Here is a 26,180-nt window from a genome sequence, read left to right as displayed (position 1 = left end):
TAAAAAAGGCGGCAAAAAGGCCGCCCATTGTAGAGTTTTTTGCCGCCGACACCAGCGCTAGCTTACTGGCTATTGGCGCCAAACTCGGCCTGCATTGCGTCGCATCGGTTAATACCGTAGGCCTGCTGACATATCTGCGCAATGGTCACATCGGCCTGTAGGCGGCACTGCCAGCGCAATGCATCAAAGCTCTCACCCTGACTCCGGCAAAAGCGCAGAGCCTGCTCTGCATGCAGCGCTTCCAGTTGTTCGCTGTAGTGCTGGTGTTTGGCAAGCAACGCACGGCGCAAGGTTGAGATATCCTTCGCACTGCGGCGCGATGCCCAAGGCCAACGTGAGAGCAGCGCATTAGAGTCTTGCTGCCAGCGCTGATAAAGGCTCAAGGCGCCGGGCAATTGCTTGACGGCATCCGCCGCTGGTTGCTGATAGGCTTTCACCAGTGCAGATTTCAGCGCTTCGGCCCTACGGGTGTTTAGACTCCCTGCCCCCTTGGCTTTAAATATCTGCTCCAGGCGCTCAGCGGCGTTGGCTGTTATGCCATTGAGCGCGGCGTGCTGACTTTCAGATGGCGCGCTTCCCTCGGTGCCTTCGAGCCGGTGGCTGATAAAACGCGGCTCGCCAGCACTGAGCTGCTCAATACCTACGCCAACAGCTTGCCCGTGCTGTGCGTGGTGGGCGGCGCGCAACTGACCGTAATGCCAGTCTAAATACAGACCGTGGGGGCGCAATACCCCCTGCAATAAGGCCTCGGCATCCACCTCGAATTCTGAGGTATTACCGTGGTGCATGATGCGTACTTTGTGGAAGCGGCCGCTGTTATCGATCTGGCTGCTGGCAATGCTGAGCACAGAGGCCGGCAGGCTTTCACTTAATGCATAGAAATTGCCACTGTCGCAGTCGTAGGCATAGACGTTGATCAGTTGCTGCGGGACGGTGAGGTTTGGCGCTTCGCAACCGCCGATAATGCTAACCCGCTCAAAGCTGCCCGGTTCAAAGTAAAAGTAGTGACTGCGCTGGTCGGGTAATTGATAGTTAAAATACTGGCGCTCAATAACATAACGCTGGCCGCTACTGAGTTCACGGCGAATTTGTGCAACACCGCGCGGCAGGCCGTCTTGATAGTTGGCTTTGACAATGAAGGGCCCCGACACGGGCCGGTAGATACTCAACAGTCTGCGAGGGGCGTTAGCGGGGCTGATATCGCGGCGATACTGGCGATACTGCTGTTTGCCCTCCATGGCAAACAACGGCGGCGATATGCGAAACACCGCTGCCGGATAATGGCTCACCCATTGGCTCTTGTTTGACTCAGCCAATACGCGTTGTTTGCTATCGCTCAAAACAAAAGCGCCGAGAAAGCGTAACTGCCGCTCACTGGCGTTATACCGAAACCGGCCATCCAAAGAGAGTGTAAGCGGCTCCCCGAAGCGATCAGAATACACCTGAGTCAGCACACCTTCTTTTGGAAAGCCGGCATCATCAAAGCGGCCGCTAAATTCGCTGCGACTGGCGCTGAACACCAATTTCCCCTCGCGCGGCATGTCGCCATTCATCCGGCCTTCAAACACTACGCTGCCCGCATCACCATCGAACAGCACGCGCTCCTGAGTAGGCAGAGCACAGGCCGACACTAGCAATACACTGGCTAAAAAGCTGTTGCGAAAAACACCCAAGGAACTACATTTCATTTCATTATCTCTTTACCCTGCGTCATCCTAGCCCGGTATTTGTGCGTAGACGTTGATCGCTGTCGCGTCTTTACTGTCTACCTCGCTTCATGCCAATGTGGCGGGCTGTAACGCAAGTTTTTAATTTTGGTGGTTTATGACCCTTACTTTGGTCAGCATTCTGGTTTTAGGTATTTTCTGTCAATGGCTGGCGTGGCGGTTCCGCCTGCCGGCCATTGTACTACTCGCTGCGGGTGGCCTGATACTTGGCCCACTCAGCGGCTGGATCTCGCCGCTGGACGACTTTGGCGATGGTTTAAAAGCCGTTACCTCACTGTTTGTAGCGATCATCCTCTTTGAGGGGGGACTGAACCTTCAGTTCCACGAATTGCGAGAAACCGCAAAAGTTACGCGGCGACTCACGTCCCTCGGGGTGATTTTTGCGTGGCTGCTGGGCACCGCCGCCGCCCATTGGGTTGGCCAGCTCAGTTGGGGCGTCTCGGCGCTACTCGGGGCGATTTTAGTGGTCACTGGCCCCACGGTAATCATGCCGCTGTTAAAACACGCCAAACTAAACCGGCGCACCGCGTCTTACCTGAAGTGGGAAGGTATTATCAACGACCCCATCGGGGTGCTGCTCGCGGTGCTGGTTTACCAGTACTTGCTGTACTCGGGTGAAGGCCCAGCGATCGGCCACGTGTTAACCAGTCTGGGCCTGGCCATCAGCGTATCGCTGCTATTGGGCGGCGGCATTGCCTACGGCCTGGGAGTGAGCTTTCGTCAGGGCTGGATACCGGAATACTTGAAAGCGCCGGTAATCATCGCGTCGGTACTGGCAGTATATGCTCTGGCGGACTTGGTGCAGCACGAATCCGGCTTGCTGGCGACAACCCTGATGGGCATTGTGATGGGCAATATGCGCCTGCGCAGTCTGGATGAAATGCGGCGCTTTAAAGAGTATTTAACACTGATACTGGTGTCATTTTTGTTCGTGGTACTCACCGCCTCGCTCACCATGGAATCCATTCGCGCGATACACCCTCCGCTGATATTTATGGTGCTGGCGTTTCTGTTTGTGGTGCGCCCTCTCGCGGTGTACCTGGCAACGATCGGCGCGGGTGGCGACTGGCGCGACCGATTGTTAATTGGCTGGATCGCCCCTCGCGGAGTGGTGGCGGCGGCCTCGGCAGGTGCATTTTCACCAGCGTTGATCGATGCCGGCTTTAGTGATGCTCAGTATCTGGTACCCGCGGTCTTTATGTTGATATTTGTGACGGTACTTGCCCACGGCTTCTCATTGGGGCCCCTCACCCGCCTACTGAAATTAGGCTCGCCGGGCAAAGGCCGCATCTTGATTGTCGGCGCCTCACCGTGGGCCATAGAACTCGCACTGGAGCTGAAGAACCTAAAGCAGGATGTGATCATCGCCGACAGCGAGTGGGCGCGATTACAAACGGCCCGTCAGCGCGGTATTGAAACCTGGTTTGGCGAAGTATTGTCCGATATGGCCGAGGAAGCGATGGCGCTGGACAACATATACACCGTGCTGGCGGCCACAGGTAACAACCATTACAACTCCATGGTGTGTAACCACTACGCCCCCCATATCGGGCGCCACCGCGTTTTTCAGCCCCACGACAGTGGCAGCGAGCGCGAAAAACACCAAGTCCCCGAGACCCGCCGCGGAATCACCGCATTTTCAAGCAATGTATCCTACGCCGAAATGTGGACCCGGCTCATTCGCGGCTGGGGCTTTCGTAAAACCAGTATCACCGAGAGCTTCGACGAGTCCCAGTTTCTCAGCAGCCTGCCGGACGAGGCAGTGCAACTGGCCCTAATTCCGGAAAGTGGCAAGCTGGAGTGGTTGAGCAAATCCAGCCGCCGCTTGCAAAACGGCGACACGGTGATCAGCTTTGTGCCGCCGGATGCAAAGAAAGTGACGACTAAACCCGAGGTGGTAACCAGTACTAAGCGCGATGGCGGCACACCTGTGGACCTTCCGACCTAGGGCTGTCTCTTACAAGCCCATAAAGTCGGGAACATTAAATACCCAGCTGCGCTCTTCACGGCGGCTGGAAATTTGCCAACCATTGTCGCCACGGCGGTATTCGTCTACGTACCAGAGGCCCAGCATAAATACTTGGCTTTCTTCACCCAGCGGCATTTCCATCGGGTTAAAGCACATTACCCGCCCGGTTGCGCGGTCACCGTCAACGCGTATCTGAATGTTCGCGTTCAGGTGTTGGGTATTACTGAAGGCAGGCAGCGCTTCCTGCAAAAACGCGATTGTGGTCTCCACATCACCCACTGAGCCACCAAAAGCGCTGTAGTCTATCGCCGCGTCCGGTGTGAACACGTCACGCAGCTCGTCGGCCGCCTGCCGGTCGATAATATCGGCGTAATGGAATAGCAGGTCCTGTATTTCAAGGCGGTCAGAAATCTCTTGCAAGCTCAAGCTCACGGCAATGCCCTCTTATTGTTATCGTTAAAAATATAACGCCAGTACAACGAAAAACGGCAGTCTAGTGACTGCCGTTTTATCGCGCATGACCCAAGCGGGTGAATCAGTCGAGCTTGAACACGCGGCGTGCGTTTTCACTCAGGAACTTCGGCCATACTTCGTCTTTGAACGGCACATTAGGCATATCGCGGAAAATACGATCCAGTGACAGGCCCATCGGGAAGTAACCCGCGTACATGACTTTGTCAGCACCGCGACTATTGGCAAAGTTCACAATTTCTTGTGGATAGTGCTTCGGCGCGAAGGCGCTGGTCATGTAGTACAGGTTGGGGTATTTCAGCATGAGCTTCCAAGCCAATTTTTCCCATGGCTCGGCGCCGTGACGCATAACAACCTTCAGTTCGGGGAAGAACCAGCAAACCTCATCCAGCAGTTCCACCTTTTGCGGCGCCATGGGCAGTCGTGGTCCGGGAACCCCTACACATGGGCAGAATGGAATATCCAGCTCAACCAGCTTGGCGTAGATCGGATACCACTTTTTGTCGTTGTAAGGCACTTGCGGACACAAGCCCGAGGCAAAGCCAGTTACGGCTTTAATACCGTACTCTTCGTGGAAGCGCACAATTTTACGCACTTCATCCATGCCATTGTTGGGGTTGACTTCCAGTGAGGTAAAGAAGCGATCCGGATGACGCTTGTAGGCTTCTTTGGCCACTTCATTGTGGTCGTCAATGCCCAGCATTGCCCGCTCAATATTGTGCTTGTCCATCTGTTCGATGGTGTAGGCAATATAGTCTTCTTTTTTACCGGTGTCGGGAATGTCTTTGAACATGTACTGCGCCGGCATTTTGAACATGGTCCGGCTTTCTTCGTCCATCAGCAGCGGCTTCATAAACTCGTACCACTGGCTGTTGTCTTCCCCGGGCACACTCAGCATCAGGTCCACGACCTTAATGTCACTGGGTATTGGCATGGGTTGGCTCCTCGATGATTCCTAAAGTGCCCTCATTCTCTGCGCAGACCGGCCTTCCCTCAATAGCATTACACGCCAGCCCATGCACAAAATCGGTCAATTACCCGCGGCCAGCGCCTCACGTAACGCCACCGCGTTATCAGCCAATTGCTGCGGGTCACCCTGGGCGCGACCGTGTATTTGAATGCTTTGCCCCGGATACGCGGGAATCAAATGCATGTGGTAATGAAATACCGTTTGGCCAGCGGCGGCGCCGTTTAGCTGATGAACACCAATGCCATCTGCTTGGCAGTGCGCCTTTAAAATGGGCGCAAGGCGTCCGGCGAACTGATTTACTGCCGCCAGCAAAGTGTCTGACATGGTGAAAATGTCATCGTGGTGCTCATGCGGAATTATCAAGCAGTGGCCATTACTGGCCGGTGCGATATCCATAAAACACAGTAACTGGTCATCGCGATACACTTCGTGACAGGGAAGTTGGCCCGCAACAATTTGGCAAAAAATACAATCGCTCATTTCTATACCTCCATCGGGCCATCATCGGGCTGATGCGGGCAGCGCGAGTAGGGGCTGCCATCCGGGTCTAAACTGCTGTAGCGATAAACGCCTTGCTCGTCGAGATGACGCTGTAAGCGCCCCTGGTAATACAAGTAATGCAGGTGGGCAATGGACTCACCGAGGGCCAGCGTTAATTGGCTCATCTCGACCTTGCGCGCGAACAAAACATCGAAAAGCTCAATGGCACATTTGGGCTGTTCACAGGCCTTCTCCACAGCCGCCAAGTGCCCCTTGTGATGATCAATCAAATACTCCAAGCGGTAATGCACGCCGTAGAACGGCGCGTTGTGGGCGGGCATCACCAAGGTGTCAGCAGGCAATGCTTCACGAAAGCGCGTGAGGGCGGCAAACCAGTCTGCGAGGGGGTTGGCCTCTGGCTCGCTGGGCATCACGCTAACATTTGACGTGATGCGCGGAATAATTTGGTCGCCGGAAAGCAGCAGTTTATCGTCGGCAGAAAACAGGCTGACGTGTTCCGGCGAATGCCCGCTGCCGGTCATTACCTGCCATCGTCGGCCACCAATCTTCAGCGTTTGACCGTCTCTCAGACGCTGGTAGGCCTTGGGCATTGGCTCAACGATATTGCCGAAGCCGCGGAATTTATTGCGCATTTTCTCGATGACGTCTGCGGGAATGCCGGCGTTCTGAAAATAGCGCTCAGTGGTCCACTCCAGATCACCCTGCCCCATCGAGCTAAACACGCGCGAGCTGATATATTCGCCAAAGCTCATATACAGGGGCACGCGGTGCTCGCGGCAAAGCCAACCCGCCTGACCAATATGATCGGGGTGCATATGGGTACAGATAACCCCCTTGAGCGGCTTGCCCGCCATCGGGCCATCGAACAATAACTGCCAGCGCTCCTGGGTATCCCCTGTTTTCATGCCGGTATCGACGATATACCAACCGTCGCCGTCGTCCAGCACATATAAATTAATGTGATCCAAGGCCATGGGCAGCGCCATCTGCAACCAAAAGACGCCGGGCGCAACTTCAATCCACTCCCCTTTAGCAGGCGCTTGGGAGAAGGGATAACGAATAGGGTTTTGGGATTCAGAACTCATAGATACGGTCCATCGTTGCCGTGAAGAGAGGCAAAACACCAGTTTGGCAGAAGATTGGCGAAGATGCAGCTAAACACGCCGCCAAAGCGGCGGCGGTTTAACCTCAGTGCAGACTTAGCTCAAACGCAAAGGAAGCTCGCGCAGACGCTGCCCGGTCGCCGCAAAAATGGCATTGGCCAGCGCGGGTGCCACGGGTGGCGTACCTGGCTCACCGACGCCGCTGGGCGGGTTGGTACTCAGCAGTATATGAACGTCAATTTCTGGGGATTCGTTAATCCGCAGCAACTGATAATCGTGGAAGTTACTCTGCTGGACGGCGCCATCCTCAAGGGTGATTTCGCCTTTCAGGGCCGCCGTCAAACCAAAGTTAATGCCGCTTTGCATCTGTCCAACGACGATATCCGGGTTAATCACTTGGCCGCAGTCGACAACACACGTTACCTTGTGCACCCGAATTCGGCCACCGTCAGCTGACACATTCACCACTTCTGCCACCACGCTGCCAAAGGATTCATGCACCGCTAAGCCCTGATACTGACCGGCAGGCGGGTTACCCCAATCAGCCAGTTCAGCGGCCTTGCTCAATACCGCGAAGTGGCGAGACTCCGAATCCATATTGGCCAGACGAAAATCCAGCGGGTTTTTGTTGGTTTGGTGAGCCAGTTCGTCGATAAAGCCTTCCATAAAGAACGCATTCTGCGAATGGCCCACTGAGCGCCAGTAACCCAGCGGCGCAGAGACATCCTGCATCACGTAGTTACTGCGCTTGTAAGCGAAGTTGTAGGGCGTGTGAATCAAACCTTCCGTTGCCGCGGGGTCTGAGCCCGCCGCCATGCTGCCAATGCCGTCGTGTACACCCGATGGCAACCAGCTCGGTAACAAACTGCGGGTCATCACCGGTAAAAACTGACCAAAAATACTCGGCGCCACCGCTTTGATCTGCACGCTGCTTACGCTGTCGCCATCGATGGTCGCGGCCATCAATGCCGTAGAGTTGGGGCGATAGAAATCGTGGCGAGTGTCGTCCTCACGGCTCCATACCAGTCGCACAGGCTTGCCAGAGAGCTGCGCGATACGCGCCGCCTCTACAACGTAGTCGTTCTGAATGCGTCGCCCGAAGCCACCACCCAGAAAGTGGTTATGCAGGCGAATCCGCGAACGCTCGATCCCGGTGGCACGCTCTACCGCATCGAGCGCCAGTTGCACACCCTGCATACCAGACCAGATTTCTATGCCATCGTCACTGGCAACGGCCAGCGCGTTCATCGGCTCCATCGTGGCGTGTGCCAACAGTGGCACGTCGTAGAAAGCTTCAAAGCGCTCCCCTACCGCGGCACTTGCCTCTCCGACCTCTTCAACTTGTTTGCCTTCTTCAGTCTTTGCCAGCTCGTGACGCTGGGCGCGCAGTGCTCGGCTACTCACACCAGCCAGTGGCCCCTTGTTCCACTCAACGCTGATTTTGTTTGCCGCCTGGCGCGCTTGCCAATAATTACCGGCCAATACCGCCACGGCACCGTCGACTTCAAGCACCTGTTCAACACCGGGGCTGGACAAGGCAGCGCTGGCATCAAAGCTTTTTAAGCTGCCGCCAAAATGTGGACAGCGCACCAGCACGGCGCTCAGCGCGCCAGGATACTGGGCATCAAGACCGAAGTCAGCCTGCCCTGTCACTTTTGCCCGAGCGTCTAAGCGCGCATTGTGCTTGCCAATAAAACGGTAGTCGCGCGCGGCTTTGAGCGGCACCTCCTCGGGTAATTCTTGTTGACGAGCCCGATCAATCAGGCTGGCCGGCTTAACCTCTAAATCACCGATATAAACATTTCCATCGCGCAACATCACTGTCGCAATATCCACGCCCGCCTGCTCCGCCGCGGCGCTGCGCAGCAAATACGCAAGGCTGGCGGCAGCTTTACGCAAGGGCTCAAAACTGGTGCGAATCGATGAGCTGCCACCGGTAAGCATTACGTAGAAATCGGGGTCGATAAAATCCGGGTGGAATTGAGCTTGTTCGATATGCAGCATGCTTGGCGGCATGTTCAGCTCTTCGGCGGCCATCGTCGCCATTCCTGTGTAGGTTCCCTGACCCATTTCCGATTTGTGCAGCTGCAAGGTTATCTGCCCGTCGGGGCTCAGCTGCAAAAACGCATTGGGTTGAAGGTCTGCTGACGCGGCATGCGGCAGCGGCGTTGGCCCACAACCGGTGAGATTAACGCCCAGAACCAGGGACCCGCCGACGGCGGCACTACCTTGGATAAAACGGCGACGACGAATACTCATGACGCCACCTCCGCTTTATTTGCCTGGGGGTCATAATGTTGCACGCCCGCTGCTGCAGCGTGAATCGCCGCGCGAATTTTTGAATACGTACCGCAGCGGCAGATATTACCGGACATGGCCGCATCGATATCGGCATCGCTCGGTTGCGGATTGCTTTCCAACAAGGCCACCGCCGACATAATTTGACCGGACTGGCAATATCCACACTGGGGAACATTGTGCTCGATCCACGCTTCCTGAACCGGGTGGAGGCCACCCTGCTCGTCAACCAAGCCTTCAATCGTGGTGATTGCCTGGCCTACGGCCCCCTGAACAGGGAAGCTACAGCTGCGAATAGGGTTGCCGTTTAAGTGCACCGTGCATGCGCCGCACAGCCCCATGCCGCAACCGAACTTGGTGCCGGTCATTGCCAGCTCGTCGCGAATGACCCATAACAGCGGTGTGCTCGGGTCAACATCAAGTTCAACGGCCTTACCGTTTAGCGTAAATGCCAGACTGGTCATATTTTCTCCGTACTAGATCTGCATGCTCAGCAGCGAGCATACGACTATTTTTTATAAACGACGATTATGGAGAAAAGATGCTGACAACCCCATTACAGCTTGTTCATAATTCGCAGAACATGCGGCGAAAATGCATTATTATCGGGTTACATAGCCGTAACTTGCTAGAAGCTCATCACCACATCCAGCGACAACACATCGGCTGCTGAGTCGAAGGAGCGGCGGTCGTCTTCCAGAGGATAGTAATCATAGGAAAGCGATACCGCAGCGGCGGGCGAGATCGCCATCATAAAGCCAACGCCCACGTAGGGATCGCTACCCTCAAGGGTGAATTGGCCGCGGCGATCGCTGTCGTCCACCCAGCCCTCCATTGTCCAGCCATACATCCCCGCCCGAACAAAGGCCGACGCCGGTTCTGACATCGGCGTATGAAAGCGCACACCAAAAAACGCACCGTCTACGTCGCCATCGATCGCAACCGGCCCGGGCGCATAGCCATTATTTAACACCTGACTGCCGTCGGATTGCGCTCTGGCACTGAGCTCACCTAAGTGCGCGTAACCCAGCTCCAGCGACAGCGCCTCACTGAGCACAATCCCAAATCCAAAACGCCCAGCGGTAGACTGGTTATCCACCTCGATATCTCTCAGTGAGCCGTCACCGAAACTGTAGCGAATATCACCTGCATCGGTGGTGAACTCAGAGGCTCCCAGGCCTCCGAATAAATAAAAATTAGGGGAGCGGCTATAGGAAGAATAATGCCCGCCAGCGTGGCTGGCCATCGCAATACCGGAGGTTGTAGAAAGTAAAAGCGCCCAGCCCATCAGTTGTGGCTTCATTGCAGTACTCCAAGAGTGAACAGTGACGCCAGTGTGGCGCGCTCAGCCTGAATCGAGCCTGAATAACGACCTTAGCTAGTGGCGCCGTTTTGCTATTTCCACAATGCGCTCACGTAAATCGACTTGCGCTTCCAGTCGACGCAGCAACCAGTAGCCACCACTGAGAGAGCGAGCGACGAAGGCCAGGTCAGGAACCGGCTGAAATTGCCCCCATACCGGCAGTGCGCGCCGCGCGATCGCCCGGGCGTCGGTAATAAAACTCGGATCTGCAAAATCGAATGGCGGCTCGACAATCATCCGCTCATGCAAAAACTCGGTGCTTTCCGTGTATGCGCGCTCCAGGCCAGCAGAGGGCTGACGGCCCGGCTTGGCCAAACTCCCCATCTCCCCCAGCGATTGATGCAGCGCCGCCATATTGCGCTCAACCACCGCGCGCACTTGCTCGGCAATTAGCCGTTGATCCGTGCCACTAACACGTTTCACGCAACCAAAATCGAAAACAACGATGCTGCCGTCTTCGCGGAAACTGTAGTTACCGGGGTGTGGGTCGGCGTGGACAATACCGTGATCAAATATCTGCGCCACCATCCAGTCTACATAGCGCTCACCAATGCGATCGCGCACAGCCTGAGGCCAGTGTTGCGCCACCTCGATGCCGCTACCGCTGACAAACTCCGTCACCACCACCGATGGACTGCAGAGCTCAGTAACGACATCGGGAACGATGATGCCATCGCGATTTGGCAAGCCGGCAAAAATTTCTAAATACTCTCGCTCGCGCTGGTAATCCATCTCCTCGGCCATCCGCTCGCGAACCTCTTCCAGCAAGGCCTTCAGGCTGGCGCCATCAAAGGGCAAAATGCCCGCCATCCGCAGCATTCTGCCGAGATTATTAATATCAGCGTCCATCGCCGCAGCAACACCGGGGTAGCGTATTTTTACTGCCACTTTTCGCCCGTCACGAAGTGTTGCCAGATGCACCTGACCAATCGAGGCACTGGCCAGTGGCGCGTGTTCAATCTCTGCAATCAGTTGCCACTGATGCGCTGACCACTGTCCATCAAGCACTTCCCGGATGTTCTTCCAGAGCAACGGCGCGGCATCGGCCTGCAGCCGCGCCAACTGCTTAGACAACTCCGGCGGCAGCACATCGTGATACTGGGATGCTAGCTGGCCAAGTTTCATTGCCGCACCTTTAAGCTCCCCCAGGGTTTCGTACCAGTCGCCTCCTACCCGCGCCCAGTGTGCCCCCGCATCTGATCGGGTAACGGTGCGCACAATGCCGCGCCCTAAGGTACGCGCCCCCGCCGCCAGGATGCGCCGCCCGCGCTTTGTAGAATTCGGCAATGCCATTTCCCTCCGATATAGGTTGGCGATATCCCAACACCGATAAAATTCACCCGCCACGGCGGTGATCACATCACTACTGAGCCGTTTGTTACGGTATACGATGTTACAGCGCGGATTTGGATTACGGTTTATTTAATCGCCCCACAGGCGCGCGGCTGCATTCCCGCCCGCTCAGGTCTATCACTGTACACCCGTACAGTACAAAATGTATGATGAGCGAAGATCGATCAACGCAGTATCGCCAGTCGCTTTCCTCTAACTGCTAAGGCCCTTGCTTCATTCACAAACACCCTCTATGAAAACAACGCCCCCGGATAAACGCCATCACAACGCAGAAATTCAGCGCGCCTCGCTGAACGATCCGCTGTACTACCTGGCGAATCTGGAAACGGTTATTCACTGGGTACGCAGCCACCACAGTGACTTATTGGAGACGGCAGAACGATCGATACTCGACCAGTTTATCGCGTTACCGAAGCACAGCCGCGCATTACTCGCAAGACTAAGCATGCGCAGTGGCACACTATTTCGTGGCGACACGCTGCGCTATCGAGAGATTCCGTCTATCGATGACGCGCTACGGCCACTGGTCGACGCTGGCTGGGTGGCGCTAAACCCGTCTATAACGGCCAACGATGTTCACAAGCTGTGCCGCCGAGCGGAATTACTGCAATTACTGACCAGCCGCGGCGTTGACTGCCCACGAACACTGCGCAAAAGCGAGATGCTGGCGCCGCTGCAAACCCTGGTTGCCGATCACTCCGGACGAACCATGCAGCAGTGGTGGCCCGAGGGCACTATTAATACAATCAGCCTACTTCGCGACGCGCTATTGCAGCGAATTCGATTGATGTTCTTCGGCAACCTCTACCAAGACTGGTCGGAATTTGTGCTCGCCGAGCTGGGCTATCAGCGTTACGAGGCAGTGAGTTTCACGCCTCAATCGCGCGCGTTTTCAGATCGCAATGACGTCGACGATTACCTCGACATCTATCACTGCCAAACTGCCCTGGCAGAGGGCGTTTCAGTCAATGAGCTTCAGGTGCCTGGCCCCAGCACAAATAGCTGGCTGGAACACCGCCGACAAAAACTACTCTTTCAGCTCGCCCATCACGCTGAGCGCTGCGGTGATATCGATACCGCACTGCAGCTCTACCGAGACAACCCCTTGGAAGAAGCACTGGTCAGGCAGTTTCGCGTGTTGGAAAAATCCACACCCTTACCCGAGCAACTGCTGCCGCGTTTGGATGCGTCACTTCACAACGTGCAGCGCCCGGAAACTCGGCTGCACTTACAACGGATTCAGCATCGCCTTCGGCGCAAGGCCGGTCAGCCCAGCGCTGCCCGGCGCCTACAGCCTATTCCCAGCCAGACCCTGCTATTGCGTCAATCTGAACACAGCGTGGAAGTCGCAACGCTTGCTGCGCTAACCGAAAATAAATCGCTTACCGGCTTCTATAGCGAAAACACCTTATTCACTGGGCTTTTTGGATTGCTGTTCTGGCCGGTGTTATTTGAACCATTGCCCGGCGCCTTCTTTCATCCCTTTCAGGCCGGCCCCGCCGACTTGTTTAGAGCCGATTTTGTCACTCGCCGGCAAACACTAATCGACCAGCGCTTGCGCTTGCTGGAAACCAAGGCCTATCAGCAGGAAATATGGAAAATCTGGCGGGCCAAGCACGGTATTTCCTGCACATTGATACACTGGCCGGCGATGAGCGAGGCGCTTGTCCAAGCGGCGCTACGCTGTATTCCTGCCGAGCATTTGCGCATCGTTTTCCGCCACCTACTCAGCGATCTTCGCCACCACCGACGCGGTATGCCGGACCTGGTGTTATTCGATACCGCCCAATGCCGCTATCAACTGATTGAAGTCAAAGGCCCCGGCGACCGCCTGCAAGACCATCAGCGCCTGTGGATTGAAACCATGCTTCAGGCCGGTTTACCCGTATCCGTTGCAGAAGTCGATTGGGAGAGCAAATCATGATTGAGGTATCGGTGCGCAACCTCTGCGAATTTGCCGCGCGAAGCGGCAGCCTGGAGTTTCGCTACACCCCCGCACCGAGCGCCGATGAGGGCATTATCGGCCACCTCACCGTTCAACAACGCCGACCCGACCCCTATGTCGCCGAATACCGGTTAACCGGGGAGTGCGCGGGCATCGTGATAAGTGGGCGCGTAGACGGCTACTACGCGAACCCCGACAAATGCTATCTGGAAGAAATTAAAACGCATCGGGGAAATATCAACCGCATTGGACCCGGGCGGCGAGCCTTACACTGGGCGCAGCTGAAAGTGTACGGCGCTTTACTGTGCCTGCGCGACAAACGCGACAATATCGACCTGCGGCTCACCTACTTTGAAGTCCGCGACGAACAGGAAACGCCGGACACGCAAACCTTCGAGGCCGCATTACTGATAGAGTTTTTAACCACACTTTGCGACCGCTATCGGCACTGGGCGGAAAGTGAAACCGCACATCGCCGCGCGCGGGACGAGGCCCTCGCGGCACTGCGTTTCCCCTACCCGGACTTTCGCACCGGCCAACGGGCACTGTCCGAAAACGTGTACAAGGCCGCAAGGCGCGACACGCCACTGTTACTCCAAGCCCCGACCGGTATCGGCAAAACCGTTGGTGTTTTATTCCCGGCGCTAAAGGCTATGCCAGCCAGCGACCTCGATCGCGTGTTTTTTCTAAGTAATCGCAACACCGGGCGCCAGCTCGGCTTAGACGGCCTTCGCAGCATCCTCGACCACCAAGACACCACAGTGCCCCTGCGATTCGTGGAGCTCTCTGCCAAAGAAGCCAGCTGTGACCATCCAGACAAAGCCTGTCACGGCGATTCCTGCCCCCTGGCCAATGGTTTTTTCGACAGGCTTAGCGCAGCGCGCCAGCAGGCGACCCAGACGCGCTGTCTCGACCAAACAACGCTGCGCCAGATTGCCGCAGAGCACGACATTTGCCGCTACTTTCTCGCCCAGGAAATGGCGCGCTGGTCAGATATTGTGGTGGGCGATGTGAATCATTATTTCGATCAATTCGCCCTCCTATACAGCTTGGCCCAGCAACATCTATGGCGAGTAATGCCGGTGGTCGACGAAGCCCACAACCTTATCGACCGGGCCCGCGGTATGTACAGCATGGAGCTTTCCGAGGCCGAGTTACTTTACACCGTGCGCAAGGTTCCGGCACCGCTACTCAAACCACTCTCTGAGCTGGAAACCGCCTGGGCCGCCTTGATTCGCCCCTATCTTGAGGACAGCGAGTTCGAACTTCACCACCAATACTATCTCGACGAGGTGCCAGAGGCGCTCAATAGCGCGCTGTACAGTGTCATTGCCGCCATTACCGACTACCTCACTGACCACCCGGCCGCCGCCGATGTACAGCAGGTACTATTCACCGCCCTCGCCTTTCTGCGCCTAGCTGACAGCTTTGCAGACCACTCCCTGTGTACGCTCAGCTTTGAAACCGTAAGTGGTAGTCTTCAAGCCAAGCCGGGAAGTGGCAAACTGTGTATCGACAACCTCATTCCCGCCGACCATTTGCGGCCTCGCTTTGACGCCGCCGCCTGCACCGTGTTGTTCTCCGCCACCCTGTCCCCTCCTCAGTACCACCAAGACCTGCTGGGACTGCCCGCCGATACGGTTTTTAAGGATGTGGAGAGCCCATTTTCTCGCGAGCAAATAGACCTGAGACTCATCACCTCAATCAACACGCGTCAGCAGCAGCGCCAGCACTCACTCGCGCCAATTTGCGACCGTATCGTGCAACAAATGACCGTAACCCCCGGCAACTACCTGGTGTATGTCAGCAGTTTTGACTACCTAAACGCCCTGTTTGAATACCTGCGGGAGCACGCCCCCACATTGCGGCTACTGCGCCAACGCCCGGGCATGCCTCCCGCTGAAAGAGACAGTTTCATTACTGAAGTCAGCGACGCCACCCCCAGTGTCGGGTTCGCGGTATTAGGCGGGGTGTTTGGCGAAGGCATAGATTTACCGGGCGAACGGCTGATCGGCGTGTTTGTTGCCACCCTCGGCCTTCCTCCCCACAACGACCTGTACGAAGTTCTCCGGCAACGGCTTGAAGCGCGCTACGGCCGCGGTTATGACTACACCTACCTCTACCCCGGCATACAAAAAGTGGTACAAGCGGCAGGGAGATTGATTCGCACCGAGGAGGATCGCGGCGTTATCGAGTTAATCGATGATCGCTTTAGCCGGCCCGCAATCCGGGCATTACTGCCCAAGTGGTGGGGCCTGCGTTGACCGCCATGAATACTACGGTGTGAAAGAATCGGGAAAGACCTTCAGCCGGGCATTATTGAGCTGGGGATCAACCGTCCTGGCCAACAGCGGAACACTTGCGCCAGACACAGCCGCCAGCACGTCTTTTGGCGCAAGCCGGTGGTCGAGCCAGTGGTTTATTTGCTCGCCCGATAGCATAACCGGCATACGCGGGTGGTAGCGGGTAAAATTGCTATCGGCAGACTGCGTGAGCACCGATACTGACAGTAATTCCCCGCCCCACTCCTCCCAGATAGCCGCTAGCGCCAGCGGCTTTGGGTCACCGGTAAAATAATAGGGCTGTTTCTTACCCGCTACCGTCTGCCATTCCATGAATGCTGACGCCGGAACAATCCCACGCCGGTATTTGAGTGGCCCCTTGTAGGCCCTGCTTGTCTGTACCGACTCGATCCGAGCATTGAACATCGCAAACTTCGTGCTTGGCCCGTCTGACCAACTTGGCACCAACCACCAACGCATAGGGCTGATCGTCAACTGCCCCTCTAGAAAATGCACAACGGGCACGGCCTCAGTAGGTGCCACATTGGGCAACGACGGCATTTGAAAGTCATTAAACCCCAGTGCTCTGATTAACATTTCAACCGACGCATTGTGTTCAAAAAACAAGCGACCACACATTTAACGCTACCCAAACAACGCGGCCGCGCTCAGCCAAGCACAGCCGCAATTCTTAAAACACGCTTGTTGTAATCGACAACAAGCCCGAGCGTTACTCTTCGCAACCCTACATTGACGGCAACTTACAGCGCTAGCGTTAAGTCCGACTTTGGCCTCGCTGAGCAAAGTAGGATTTTGTTTTTGCCTCCCGGCGGTTGAACGTCGTCGGGATAGCTGACCTCGCCGGAAAGCAAGGTACACTCGCAAGCCTGGCAGGCGCCGTAGCGACAGCCTGAATTGGCATGAATGCCCTGCTCTTCGGCAAAACTAAGCAAACTCTCCTGTGCAGGGTTCCAGTCTACTGTTTGCTCGCTCTGGCTAAAGTAGATGCGATACGCGGTTTGGTCGCCGTCATCGACGCCAAGGCTAGCACCGAAACTCTCGAAGTGCAGGCGTTCTGCGGCGATTCCGCACGCTAACAAGCCATCGTGGAAAGCCTTACTAAATGCCGGTTTTCCGCAGATCAGAACATCATATTTGTCGACATCGGGTAGTGCAGCGCACACTCGCTCAGGGGTCATGCGACCCGCATGGCTGCCAACAGGCGGCTCACTTCCCTGCCCCGTCACATAAAGCTGTAAGTCGAAATTGGTTAATTGCTGCTTCAGCGCCTCGAGTGCACCTTGGAAAGCAAAATCTTGTGGGTCGCGAATGCCGTGAAATAAGCGCACATCCCGTTCGGGGTTTTCTTTGGCGACACTCTGCAGGATCGATAGCATCGGCGTAATACCGATGCCGGTACTAACTAACGCCAGTGGCTGGGAGTCTGTCGGGACGGCGCCAAACTGCCCATTCGGATCTTTAATCGCCACACTGTCACCGACGGCGAGTTGATCATGCAGCCAACCGGAGCCTCTGCCCACCGCCGATTCACCGCTCACCGTGCCGACCTCGCGCTTCACGGATATGCGAAAACTATCCAACTGATCGCTGGGGCTGGACAGCGTGTAGGGCCGATAAACCAGGCCGCCATCAATCTGCGGTATGGCCAGCACGATATGCTGACCGGGTACAAAGCGCGGCAGCTCGCTGCGCTCCGGGTCTTGAAACCACAGCGAGATAATATCGCTGGATTCCTGCTCCCGTTTAACCAGAGTAAAAGGGCGGAATCCCCGGGGATAAGGCGATTTTACCGCGGACGACGGTGCGCGCTTCTGCTCCTGCCACTGGGCAATACGATTCCCTGCCTTAACGACCTGCGACTTGACTCGACGCCCAACGTCATCAAACCAGACGTAAAGTTTTGTGCTTGCCTGATCGACCAGCTCAACGCTATCACCGAGCTGAATCACCGCGCGGTTACGCGGGCTCGCATACGCCCCCAGGTGCTGACCGGCATGCCGCATCACCGTGAGGGGAACATTGGGGTCTTGGTGAATACCGGGCTGCTGCGTGCCGGGCATAGAACAGCGGATAGTCGGGTGATTACAGCGAATGAGGGCATCGCCGATACGCAGGTCACGGCCGCGCCAGCTGTTCTCCACTATGCCCGTTAACTCGGGCTTAGTTTCGATAACAAAACTCGGCCGGTAGCGCTGGGGGCAAAAGTTTCCCTCAGGGTAAATAGCATTCATGCTATCCAGTGCGGCAGTTGTGATGAAATGCAGCGGATAGACATCGTAGAGCGCACCTGGCGGCGTTGTGTATTTGGACAAATTGGTGAGTACTTTGAGCGAAAACCAAGAAAAATCGGGATCTGGATCATCCGCTGCCATGCCCAATATATAGCGGATTTCTCGCGGGCTCATCGGCTGAGTCAGGCGGTAGGCAGCCTTATCTCGCGCAGCCGGTCGCGGTATCAGGGTGACGCGTTTGCCGAGATACATCGACAAAATCGCCGACGCATAGGGATCATCAGAGCTCACGCGGCGCCCATCTGGCAATTCGATCTCTACCCGCGACGCCGCCACCGGGCCAAAGCCGGTAGTCGGCTCAGTGAGATAGCGGGCCTTTAGCATCATTAGCTTGGGAATACGCCGAGCAGTGGCAATCTCATTGGTCTCGTCATCGCGGACCGCCCAGGTACGATCATCTGCAAATCCCGCATAGTCAATGTTGGCTGCGCTGATGCGCTCACCACCCATCGACTTCACAGGAAAACGCCATATTTCCTTAATGGTGCCTACATGCATTTTTCACCCATACCCTCAGAGAATCACCGACCGTTTTAACGCGAATCACTTGCCGTTTTAAGACAAAGTCTCGATCACTTGAGAAGCAGCGCGCTTACCCGCGCGCACCGCCCCTTCAAAATAGCCATTCCACTGCGTCGCCGTTTCCGTTCCCGCCCAGAACACCCGCTCGTGCGGCGCACGAATGCTATGCCCAACGGACGTCCAGTGACCCGGGCCGGCGACGCCGGCATAGCAACCACGCGCCCAGTCATCATTTCGCCAACTGTGGTCGCAGTAATCCAGCGGGGTTGCTGCCTCATCGCCAAACCAATTTGTCAGCGCTTCCAAGAAGGCTTCGCGGCGCGCCGATTCACCCAATTCCGTGTATTTGACGCCTTCGCGCCCCTCGATAAAGCCCATAAGAATGCCGCGCGTTTCATCGGGAGGCGTTACGTCAAAACACACATGTACCGGGGGCACATCCGAGACCGCCGAACCAGACCAACCCTGGTTGCGCCAGAATGGCGTTTCATAAATAGCGAAACACTTAATGGCGCAGCCCGGTTGTAGATTGTTCAGCAGCGCCTTCTTGGCCTCCGACAAGGCCGGCGTAAATACAATGTCATGGGCCAATATTGGCGGCGCGGCGCATATTGCTGCCGCTGCCTGCCACTCGCGGGTATCGCTTTTTACTGTTACTGCGCTGCCCGTCTGCTCGACGCTGCGCACAGGCGCATTGAGGAACATCTGCACACCGCGCTGCTGCAGGTCCTTAGCGTAGGCCTCGGCCAAGGGTTGCACGCCTCTCTGCAGGCGGTCTTGCTGCGCGCCACCCTCGGACTCCACCAAGGAGAAAAAGCCTCCACCACTGCGAAAATAGAACAGCGCATGCAGCAGGCTTATATCGTCCGGGTGAGCCGCGAAGATACTTTCCACAGCAATACGAAAAACACTGAAGGCATCGGGGTGACGCACATGCGCGCGCATCCACTCCCCCATGCTTTGGCTATCCAGCTCCTGTGCCCACGGCGACAGCCACGGGCTATTTCTGTCGACCCTTCGCATCAGGCGCAGCAAGCGAAAGTAGGCATAGCCTAAGCTAGAGAGTGCGCGCAGTGGCAAGTTAAGGGGAATGCTGCCGCGATATGCCCCGAGCCGCCCGGAAAATAAGGTGCGGTGCTTGCCAGCGGTATACATCGGCCAGGTGCTATGATCCAAGCGCTTTGCCAGCGCATACATTTCGTCTTGCCCGGGCCCCAGCCATTGACCGCCATAATCCAGCCAAATACCATTTTCCTGTTGCTGCGTGCGCGCTCGTCCACCCACGCGGTCACGAGCTTCCACAACGGTCACCGCCAGGCCCGCGGCATTGAGTGCATCAGCCGCCGCCAGCCCAGAAAAACCCGCTCCGATGACAATGACATTGTTGGCACCCGTAGCGTTCATCAGCGCTCTCCTTCAAGCTGAGCATCAACCTCGATGCTATAGCGGCTATACTGCGATGCAATGTCGTTAACAGCCCCCTCGATGGCGGCCATGCAGACCTCGGTAGCTTCCATAAACGGCATATGACCAACATTTTGGAACACCACCGTTTTGACCCGTTTAATCGCTCCCGCCAACAACAGAGATTGCTCGGCTGGCACAACTGGGTCGTGAGTGCCGGCGAGCAGATAGCACGGTATGGAAATGTCATTCAGCTGCTCAGCAATCTCCAGACGGTTGATACCTCGGAATAAATAAAACAATGCCGAGGAGTCTTGGCTGCGAACATTAGGCCGAATATTGTCGATCATCTTCTGACTCAATGGGCTTGCCAGGTAAGCATGTCGGTCATAGGCCAGCAAACTGGCAAACAGGCGCTGAACGAATGCGCTTTTTTTGGCCAACCAGATATTTACTGCAAACAAGCCTTTTGCCCAGCTTCCCGCAGCCGCCAGCTTAACGAGCAAACCTTCCACTCCGCCCCAGTTCCCGCTGTGAAAGCCAGCAATACTTACAATACCAATCACATTCGGCGCACGACGGATCGCCAGATTTAACGCGCAGAAACCACCAGTGGAATGCCCGATAACAATTGCCTTTCGGCTACCTAGCAATGCGGAAATTGCGCCGTGGGTAATGTCGTAAAACCACTGCTCATCCAGGTTTTCAGAAGCAAAGTTTTCCGAAACGGTAGAGGGGTGATGGGCGGGCAAACTTAAGGCATACCACGCGCGCTGTTCACGGAAGCTGGCCGGCACACAGTCTCGCCAAAAATTGACTGAGGCCAGCACTCCATGAATAAAGATAATCGCCGGCTGATCATCGCTCGCCAAGTGTTCATTGACCGCTAAATAAGCGAAGCGATGGCCATCCGACTCAACGAAACCCTCTCTGACCTTCATGCCAGCCCCCCTATCAGCCGCTGATTATTCTAAAAGACCCAGTCTACTCTGTGAGTTGGCAGAGGTATTGAACGAAACAGCTATACCAAGGTTGATTGCGCCATCGCGCGCATTGCATCGGAATAGGTGAAGCCAAAAGACGCTGAAAACGCACGGCTCATATGAGCCAGGTCACTAAAACCTGCCTGCATTGCCGCCTCCATCGGCGGCTGGCCCGCCAACACCGCATCCACCGCCAGCCTCAACTTGAGCCATTTTTTGTAGCTCCGCAGTGGCACACCAGAACACTCAACAAACCAATGCGAAAAACGACTAGGAGATAAACCCGCCACCGCCGCCAGGGCATCTCGACTAATATCCCGTCCCAACGCCAGCTGCTGGCTGATTTCCTCGGCGACTAAAGCAAATCGCGGATCCATCGTTTGACGTGGCCTGAGCAAGTTCCCCGACTCTACGAGCGCCCGTAAATCTGTCTCTCGGTCAATGCCCGATAACCACTCCGGAAAGGTATCCAATGGCAACGTCGCCCAGCCATCAACCAGCTTAAAATCGACACTATCGGGAAGCGGCGCTGCCAATGGATCAAGATAGATTGAACAGACAAAGCCCGACTCAAGGCGATGCTCAGTCTTTGAGGAGAAATACACCGCGCCGGCACTGCGCCGACCCGCGCGTGTTTCAAAAATGAGTTCAGAATCCAGCGCTATGGTTAACTGCGATGCCCAGTGGCTATGCAAACGATTATCGCCGACGCGACCTCGGTAAATTGCCACCCCTTGAGACACAACAATATCGCCACCCCAATCTCTACTCGTCAACTAGTCTGCCTCGACAGTATTTTTGTATTGAAGGGCATATTAACGGCATTTCCAAAGAAAAATAGGTCGGGAGGCAAACAACGAGAAGAGTGATGACCTAGGAATACGACGTGTTGTTTTAGAAACGGTCACTATTGATCATTTAAGCGCGCCGTAAAGGCACGGTTGAGGTCAGAAAATCATGCGTAATCAGCGAATATACAGTAAGCGCTTGAGAGATATTGGTGCCCGGAGCCGGAATCGAACCGGCACGACCGTGAGGTCGAGAGATTTTAAGTCTCTTGTGTCTACCAATTTCACCATCCGGGCAAAAGGCCGACGAGGCTATTGCAGCCGTCGCGGTTTTTGTAGAGGCGGCAGATTCTACTGCCTACCCCCCTCAAAAACAATGCCTTAGCGCTGTTCTACACTTGAATCAGCGCTTTTTTTGACGTCGGATGTGCAACGCCAGCAGCAACAGCAGTAAGCCTGCCGCGCTGCTCAGCGGATAACGAATAGAAAGTACCATTGGGTACAGGCCAGCACGAACCACCGATTTTGCCCATTCTCGCTCGGCAATGGCGTTGGCGAGTTTTGGCGAGTGCTGGTAGTAAAAGGCGACAAATTGTCTGCCAAGACCAAACTGCAACAGCACGCGGTCTCTGAAGTCCCGCAGCAGCTCAACATCTTCGGCAATAAAGCTACCGTAGGCCGCCGTGGCGATAAAACACCCACCACCGCCTCCGCCGGAGCTGCCACCGACACTACCTCCGCTGCCGCCACCGGTATTGCCGCCGTCATTATCTTGCGGCGGAGTGTCGTCGGTATTGTCATCGTCGCCAACACGCTGCGCTAATAAGTCCGCCGCTGCGCTGGCGTTTAGTAAGCCCGGGCCGGTTACATCGTCGTTGCCCGAAGCGGCGCGAAATCCGGTGACATCAATGGCGCTATCGCGCGCGGCACTGATTAATTGCGCGGGCGTTGCGGCCGGAAACGCTTCCAACATCAGCGCAAAAACCGCAGCAACATTGGGGGCCGCGGCTGAGGTGCCAAAGAAATTGGGAAAACCGTCGGGCTCGCCATCTTCGGGGGCTGCACTGCTGGAGGGCGAGCCCAGGAAGGTTGTGTTATTGCCATCGACGCCGGCGAAGGCAGGCGGGTTGCGATTGCTGGCTTGGTAGTTACCCTGGGAATCGAATTGGATGGTTTGGCTGCCACCGCGAGAGGTGAATGGCTCGGGATCGATATCCGGTGTGGTGTAACGGCTGGGTGCAAACTCTGGTGATTCCCACCACGGCACGGCCGCCACGGCGGCTATGCCCGCGGTAAGCGCGTGCCCCCAGGTACTGGGGCCGTTGTAGTCGTACTCAACAGAGTCAGGCGATGTACCGGTAAATAGCAGCCGGAACTCCAAGGGCACCCCACTCTGTTGCGGGATATCTCCCTGGCTGCCGGCATAGTGCTCAACGGCCAGGTAAAACGTCTGGGCAGTGCTGCCGGTTTCAAGCAATAAAAACTCGACGGCGTCGCCACGCGGGTTATTGGTGGTGCCCTGTGTATTGGCGCCGCGCGCATAGAAGCTTGCGTTAGTGGTGGTGAGAGCACTGATATCGGCGCGGGTTGTCGCGTAGAGGTCTAAGTCAACTTGCGCGCCATTGCTTGGGTTTACGCTGGCACTGGGTTGATTCCAGTTAAGCAATACAAACGTGGACGCGCGGGCTGGCAGGGTGACCGCCATAAAGCGGTCAGTGCCGCTCTGCGACCAATTGTGAAGATCGCTGCCCGTCGGCGCGTTGCGATTGCCGGCCTCTTCATCAACCAAGCGGTTGCTGTCGCGATAGACAAAGCGATGCCCTTGGTCGCCGTCATTACCGACCGCACTGACATAGGGAATGCCTTTGGCGACACAATTACTGGCCGCAATCGCCGGTAAATCGTCCTGATAACTGGATTCGGTTAGAAATAGAATATCGTCGACGACAATGCTGGCGCCGCCATTGCAAAGGTTACTGATTGCATCGGCGAATTCGCGACGATTGCCCCCCGCGGTGTGGAATAGAATATCGGCGCCGGGAGCGATGTCGTACACCAGCTCGGCCATAGCGGCGCCTTCATCCGTACCGTCGAAATTCCCACCTTCGTCTCGGCTGCCATCGGCGAGGATACGCACGGATTGCGGCAAATCGCCACTGTCTTGCGGCCGACTGCCCATTAACGTGCCCGCCTGGCCCACCGCTGGCGTGGTATTGGCGTCACGGACATTGCTGGTGTGCGAGAAACTGTCTGAGATAATACCAATCGCTTGACTGCTGCCATCAACGGTATAGCTTGCCGCCAGTTGCTCGCTACGCAGCGCAACGCCTGCTCGGCTTCGGGCTTCGCCACGGCGAAGAATGGCCGACGGGGCAAAACTTGCTTCACTCAGCCACGGCTGCTGACTAAGCTGATCGAGTATATCCAGGCTGGAAATACTGATGCGCGCCCAGCGCCTATCGCCGCTCAGATAGCGTAGATCAACGCCCGTCAGGCTGTTTATTTCGCGGCGCAAAGCCTCGTCCGTGACATTCTCCGGGTTGATGCGCAACGTGATGAACAAGCGCGCTTGCTCCATACTACTGCGCATCAAGCGCGTTAGTCCGGTGCTGTCGCGTTGGCCGACGCCTGCGCGAATATCCCGCAAATGGCTGCCCAATCGCTCGCTAATGGCAGTGCCTGCCCCCTGACTCAATGTTACTGAGCTCATGCCCAGGCTCAGTATTCCCGCGATCGCACATCCGATTTTTGCTGGGGCTAAGGTCATATTAGGATCTCATTTAGAAATTGGGGGTAGCTTTGGCGCGAGAGATACCGCCGTTATTGCATCGATTTGTTGCAGTTGATGTAGCTTCTCTTCACTGTTTAGGCGCAGCGTAATCTGCAGAAAGGTCGCATTTGTCTTCTCCACAGCGTAGTCGTGGAGTTTTAAGCGCTCAAGTACATCGGCCAGACTTCCCGCGCGGTAATGCAGCAGAACACGCTGTTCTGTATTAAACAAAACCTCCCCCCTGCCCCGTTCTATGTATTCTCGTAATCGCGGCCCATAAAACGTGTCCGCTCGCCATTGTGCGTCACCGGATTGTGACTGATGTCCTGTACCGCCGGAGCACGCCAATACCAGCGCGCCGGGCAGCGTAATGACGCAAAGCAGCCAATGTATTACGCGCAGCTTCCCCAACACCGATCCCTCACACTGGTTATGACACAAACATAGGAAAAAGGATAAAGCGAAGGCTGACGAGGGGCAGTAAGGGATTCACGCAGTGTTCAGCCGTCTGCACGGGCTGACATAAACGCCAAAAGACTACTGCACACTTTTCTGCAGATATATGGTTTAACACTAGTTAAGTTAGGGGTTTTCGCGTCATTTCGCAGCAAAATACCCGCAGCAATACCATTAGAAAAGGAGACACACTGCACGTTTTTCTGTAACAATAGGGAAAAATACGTATCTGGATTTGTTCCTACGCCAGACCAGAGACATAATAAAACCGTTAGAGCACAGAGGCGGATAAACCATGCGATTTTCAGACCTGAATTGCTTTGTGGACCTAAGCTGTTTTAAACAAACATGCTTTTATGACCTACGACTGGAGGAAGTCGCTCTCAAGGATGTGGCGGAAGCCCTTAACCGCATTGAGTTAATGGACGGTGCAAGCGCTCGGCACGACGCCTTTCACCGTTTACAAATCTCCGCCGAGCAAGCTGAGCAAAACGGCTGGATTGCCACCGCTAACAGCTTGCTGCCAGACCCATTAAGCAATGTGTCAGAAACGGGTTATATGATCTCGCGCTTTGAACGAGGTGAACGAGCCGCCATCTTGTTTGCCTTGAGCGAAAATCTGTCACTACTCGAAGCCATTACCATGAAACGCAGTGACTTGCGCGGCGTAAAGCTAAGTCCCGCGGCCGCGCAGATCGCCAGCCGCCTGACACCGCATTTACACTGTGACTGGCTGTTCTGGCGTGACAGCGACGGCATTGCGGTGCCACTGAGCAACCTACCCGGCCGCTGGCGCCAAAAAATGCCAATGAGCTGGGAGCACTTTAGCCAGGCGCACCGGGGGCATTACGACACTACCCGCCATGTTGGTGTTGGCATTGCCTGATTTCAGATAAAGAATACGGAAAAAAACACTACAAAGCGGCTGATTATCCAGCCGTTTTTTTATGTCTGGGAATTATG

Annotated in this window: 20 protein-coding genes and 1 tRNA gene; 4 read left to right on the top strand and 17 right to left on the bottom strand. The window is 55.9% G+C overall.

Annotated elements, in window-relative coordinates:
• Window positions 1-62: 62 nt before the first annotated feature.
• Window positions 63-1,688: a hypothetical protein gene (locus B3K78_RS02505; protein ID WP_286694193.1), complete on the bottom strand. Its 1,626-nt coding sequence runs from the start codon at window positions 1,686-1,688 to the stop codon at window positions 63-65.
• A 136-nt stretch (window positions 1,689-1,824) separates the two neighbouring features.
• Here B3K78_RS02505 and B3K78_RS02500 point away from each other — a divergent pair, with 136 nt between their 5' ends.
• Window positions 1,825-3,675 carry a cation:proton antiporter gene (locus B3K78_RS02500; RefSeq protein ID WP_286694192.1) on the top strand — a complete coding sequence of 617 codons (1,851 nt, stop codon included), beginning with the start codon at window positions 1,825-1,827 and terminating at the stop codon, window positions 3,673-3,675.
• A 9-nt stretch (window positions 3,676-3,684) separates the two neighbouring features.
• Here the strand turns inward: B3K78_RS02500 and B3K78_RS02495 are convergent, their stop codons facing one another.
• The 8 genes from B3K78_RS02495 to B3K78_RS02460 all read right to left on the bottom strand — a co-directional run bounded on the left by B3K78_RS02495 (window position 3,685) and on the right by B3K78_RS02460 (window position 11,689).
• Window positions 3,685-4,128, bottom strand: a complete 444-nt coding sequence (locus B3K78_RS02495) for a nuclear transport factor 2 family protein (RefSeq protein ID WP_286694191.1) — start codon at window positions 4,126-4,128, stop codon at window positions 3,685-3,687.
• Window positions 4,129-4,231: 103 nt separating this feature from the next.
• Window positions 4,232-5,101 (bottom strand): amidohydrolase family protein, encoded by an 870-nt coding sequence (locus B3K78_RS02490; protein WP_204995437.1) that lies wholly within the window; start codon window positions 5,099-5,101, stop codon window positions 4,232-4,234.
• Between the two features lie 96 nt (window positions 5,102-5,197).
• Window positions 5,198-5,617 (bottom strand): HIT family protein, encoded by a 420-nt coding sequence (locus tag B3K78_RS02485; protein WP_286694190.1) that lies wholly within the window; start codon window positions 5,615-5,617, stop codon window positions 5,198-5,200.
• A gap of 2 nt (window positions 5,618-5,619) precedes the next feature.
• On the bottom strand, window positions 5,620-6,723 hold the full coding sequence (locus B3K78_RS02480) for an MBL fold metallo-hydrolase (protein WP_204995441.1): 1,104 nt from the start codon (window positions 6,721-6,723) through the stop codon (window positions 5,620-5,622).
• A 114-nt stretch (window positions 6,724-6,837) separates the two neighbouring features.
• On the bottom strand, window positions 6,838-9,000 hold the full coding sequence (locus B3K78_RS02475; protein ID WP_286694189.1) for a xanthine dehydrogenase family protein molybdopterin-binding subunit: 2,163 nt from the start codon (window positions 8,998-9,000) through the stop codon (window positions 6,838-6,840).
• Entirely contained in the window at window positions 8,997-9,503 is a 507-nt protein-coding gene (locus B3K78_RS02470; RefSeq protein ID WP_027872564.1) for a (2Fe-2S)-binding protein, read from the bottom strand. The genes B3K78_RS02475 and B3K78_RS02470 overlap by 4 nt, the downstream gene beginning before the upstream one ends.
• Window positions 9,504-9,667: 164 nt before the next feature.
• Complete coding sequence (locus B3K78_RS02465) at window positions 9,668-10,342, bottom strand: porin family protein (protein ID WP_286694188.1); 675 nt, start codon at window positions 10,340-10,342, stop codon at window positions 9,668-9,670.
• Between the two features lie 75 nt (window positions 10,343-10,417).
• Window positions 10,418-11,689 (bottom strand): ABC1 kinase family protein, encoded by a 1,272-nt coding sequence (locus B3K78_RS02460; RefSeq protein ID WP_286694187.1) that lies wholly within the window; start codon window positions 11,687-11,689, stop codon window positions 10,418-10,420.
• 298 nt (window positions 11,690-11,987) lie between these two features.
• On the opposite strand from B3K78_RS02460, the gene B3K78_RS02455 reads away from it, so the two are divergent.
• Window positions 11,988-13,679, top strand: coding sequence for a VRR-NUC domain-containing protein (locus B3K78_RS02455; protein ID WP_286694186.1), 1,692 nt, complete (start codon window positions 11,988-11,990; stop codon window positions 13,677-13,679).
• Complete coding sequence (locus tag B3K78_RS02450; RefSeq protein WP_286694185.1) at window positions 13,676-15,964, top strand: ATP-dependent DNA helicase; 2,289 nt, start codon at window positions 13,676-13,678, stop codon at window positions 15,962-15,964. The genes B3K78_RS02455 and B3K78_RS02450 overlap by 4 nt, the downstream gene beginning before the upstream one ends.
• Before the next feature lie 12 nt (window positions 15,965-15,976).
• Here the strand turns inward: B3K78_RS02450 and B3K78_RS02445 are convergent, their stop codons facing one another.
• From B3K78_RS02445 to B3K78_RS02410, 8 genes are all read right to left on the bottom strand, one after another.
• On the bottom strand, window positions 15,977-16,621 hold the full coding sequence (locus B3K78_RS02445) for an SOS response-associated peptidase (protein WP_286694184.1): 645 nt from the start codon (window positions 16,619-16,621) through the stop codon (window positions 15,977-15,979).
• 122 nt (window positions 16,622-16,743) lie between these two features.
• Window positions 16,744-18,792 (bottom strand): MOSC N-terminal beta barrel domain-containing protein, encoded by a 2,049-nt coding sequence (locus B3K78_RS02440; RefSeq protein WP_286694183.1) that lies wholly within the window; start codon window positions 18,790-18,792, stop codon window positions 16,744-16,746.
• A gap of 57 nt (window positions 18,793-18,849) precedes the next feature.
• On the bottom strand, window positions 18,850-20,220 hold the full coding sequence (locus B3K78_RS02435; RefSeq protein ID WP_286694182.1) for a flavin monoamine oxidase family protein: 1,371 nt from the start codon (window positions 20,218-20,220) through the stop codon (window positions 18,850-18,852).
• A complete protein-coding gene (locus B3K78_RS02430; RefSeq protein ID WP_286694181.1) occupies window positions 20,220-21,161 on the bottom strand; it encodes an alpha/beta fold hydrolase in 942 nt (313 codons plus the stop codon). Before B3K78_RS02430 ends, B3K78_RS02435 begins: the two co-directional genes overlap by 1 nt.
• 80 nt (window positions 21,162-21,241) lie before the next feature.
• Window positions 21,242-21,979 (bottom strand): helix-turn-helix domain-containing protein, encoded by a 738-nt coding sequence (locus B3K78_RS02425; RefSeq protein WP_286694180.1) that lies wholly within the window; start codon window positions 21,977-21,979, stop codon window positions 21,242-21,244.
• Window positions 21,980-22,201: 222 nt separating this feature from the next.
• Window positions 22,202-22,288 (bottom strand) — tRNA-Leu (locus B3K78_RS02420).
• 106 nt (window positions 22,289-22,394) lie between these two features.
• Window positions 22,395-24,758 carry a S8 family peptidase gene (locus B3K78_RS02415; RefSeq protein ID WP_286694179.1) on the bottom strand — a complete coding sequence of 788 codons (2,364 nt, stop codon included), beginning with the start codon at window positions 24,756-24,758 and terminating at the stop codon, window positions 22,395-22,397.
• Between the two features lie 9 nt (window positions 24,759-24,767).
• A complete protein-coding gene (locus B3K78_RS02410) occupies window positions 24,768-24,992 on the bottom strand; it encodes a hypothetical protein (RefSeq protein ID WP_286694178.1) in 225 nt (74 codons plus the stop codon).
• A gap of 520 nt (window positions 24,993-25,512) precedes the next feature.
• Here B3K78_RS02410 and B3K78_RS02405 point away from each other — a divergent pair.
• Window positions 25,513-26,103, top strand: coding sequence for a hypothetical protein (locus tag B3K78_RS02405; RefSeq protein WP_286694177.1), 591 nt, complete (start codon window positions 25,513-25,515; stop codon window positions 26,101-26,103).
• Window positions 26,104-26,180: the final 77 nt, after the last annotated feature.

The organism is Spongiibacter sp. UBA1325, assembly GCF_002306875.1.
GTDB classification, from domain to species: Bacteria; Pseudomonadota; Gammaproteobacteria; order Pseudomonadales; family Spongiibacteraceae; genus Spongiibacter; species Spongiibacter marinus.
Note: the sequence above shows the minus strand (reverse complement) of the source record. Positions and strands in the feature narration are given on the sequence as shown.

Bases quoted from the DNA above. Each gene is read 5' to 3' on its own strand.
- B3K78_RS02490 (WP_204995437.1), bottom strand. From the start codon at position 5,101: ATGCCAATACCCAGTGACATTAAGGTCGTGGACCTGATGCTGAGTGTG.
- B3K78_RS02440 (WP_286694183.1), bottom strand. From the start codon at position 18,792: ATGCATGTAGGCACCATTAAGGAAATATGGCGTTTTCCTGTGAAGTCG.
- B3K78_RS02450 (WP_286694185.1), top strand. From the start codon at position 13,676: ATGATTGAGGTATCGGTGCGCAACCTCTGCGAATTTGCCGCGCGAAGC.
- B3K78_RS02435 (WP_286694182.1), bottom strand. From the start codon at position 20,220: ATGAACGCTACGGGTGCCAACAATGTCATTGTCATCGGAGCGGGTTTT.
- B3K78_RS02465 (WP_286694188.1), bottom strand. From the start codon at position 10,342: ATGAAGCCACAACTGATGGGCTGGGCGCTTTTACTTTCTACAACCTCC.
- B3K78_RS02500 (WP_286694192.1), top strand. From the start codon at position 1,825: ATGACCCTTACTTTGGTCAGCATTCTGGTTTTAGGTATTTTCTGTCAA.
- B3K78_RS02430 (WP_286694181.1), bottom strand. From the start codon at position 21,161: ATGAAGGTCAGAGAGGGTTTCGTTGAGTCGGATGGCCATCGCTTCGCT.
- B3K78_RS02445 (WP_286694184.1), bottom strand. From the start codon at position 16,621: ATGTGTGGTCGCTTGTTTTTTGAACACAATGCGTCGGTTGAAATGTTA.
- B3K78_RS02505 (WP_286694193.1), bottom strand. From the start codon at position 1,688: ATGAAATGTAGTTCCTTGGGTGTTTTTCGCAACAGCTTTTTAGCCAGT.
- B3K78_RS02415 (WP_286694179.1), bottom strand. From the start codon at position 24,758: ATGACCTTAGCCCCAGCAAAAATCGGATGTGCGATCGCGGGAATACTG.
- B3K78_RS02405 (WP_286694177.1), top strand. From the start codon at position 25,513: ATGCGATTTTCAGACCTGAATTGCTTTGTGGACCTAAGCTGTTTTAAA.
- B3K78_RS02470 (WP_027872564.1), bottom strand. From the start codon at position 9,503: ATGACCAGTCTGGCATTTACGCTAAACGGTAAGGCCGTTGAACTTGAT.
- B3K78_RS02480 (WP_204995441.1), bottom strand. From the start codon at position 6,723: ATGAGTTCTGAATCCCAAAACCCTATTCGTTATCCCTTCTCCCAAGCG.
- B3K78_RS02455 (WP_286694186.1), top strand. From the start codon at position 11,988: ATGAAAACAACGCCCCCGGATAAACGCCATCACAACGCAGAAATTCAG.
- B3K78_RS02485 (WP_286694190.1), bottom strand. From the start codon at position 5,617: ATGAGCGATTGTATTTTTTGCCAAATTGTTGCGGGCCAACTTCCCTGT.
- B3K78_RS02475 (WP_286694189.1), bottom strand. From the start codon at position 9,000: ATGAGTATTCGTCGTCGCCGTTTTATCCAAGGTAGTGCCGCCGTCGGC.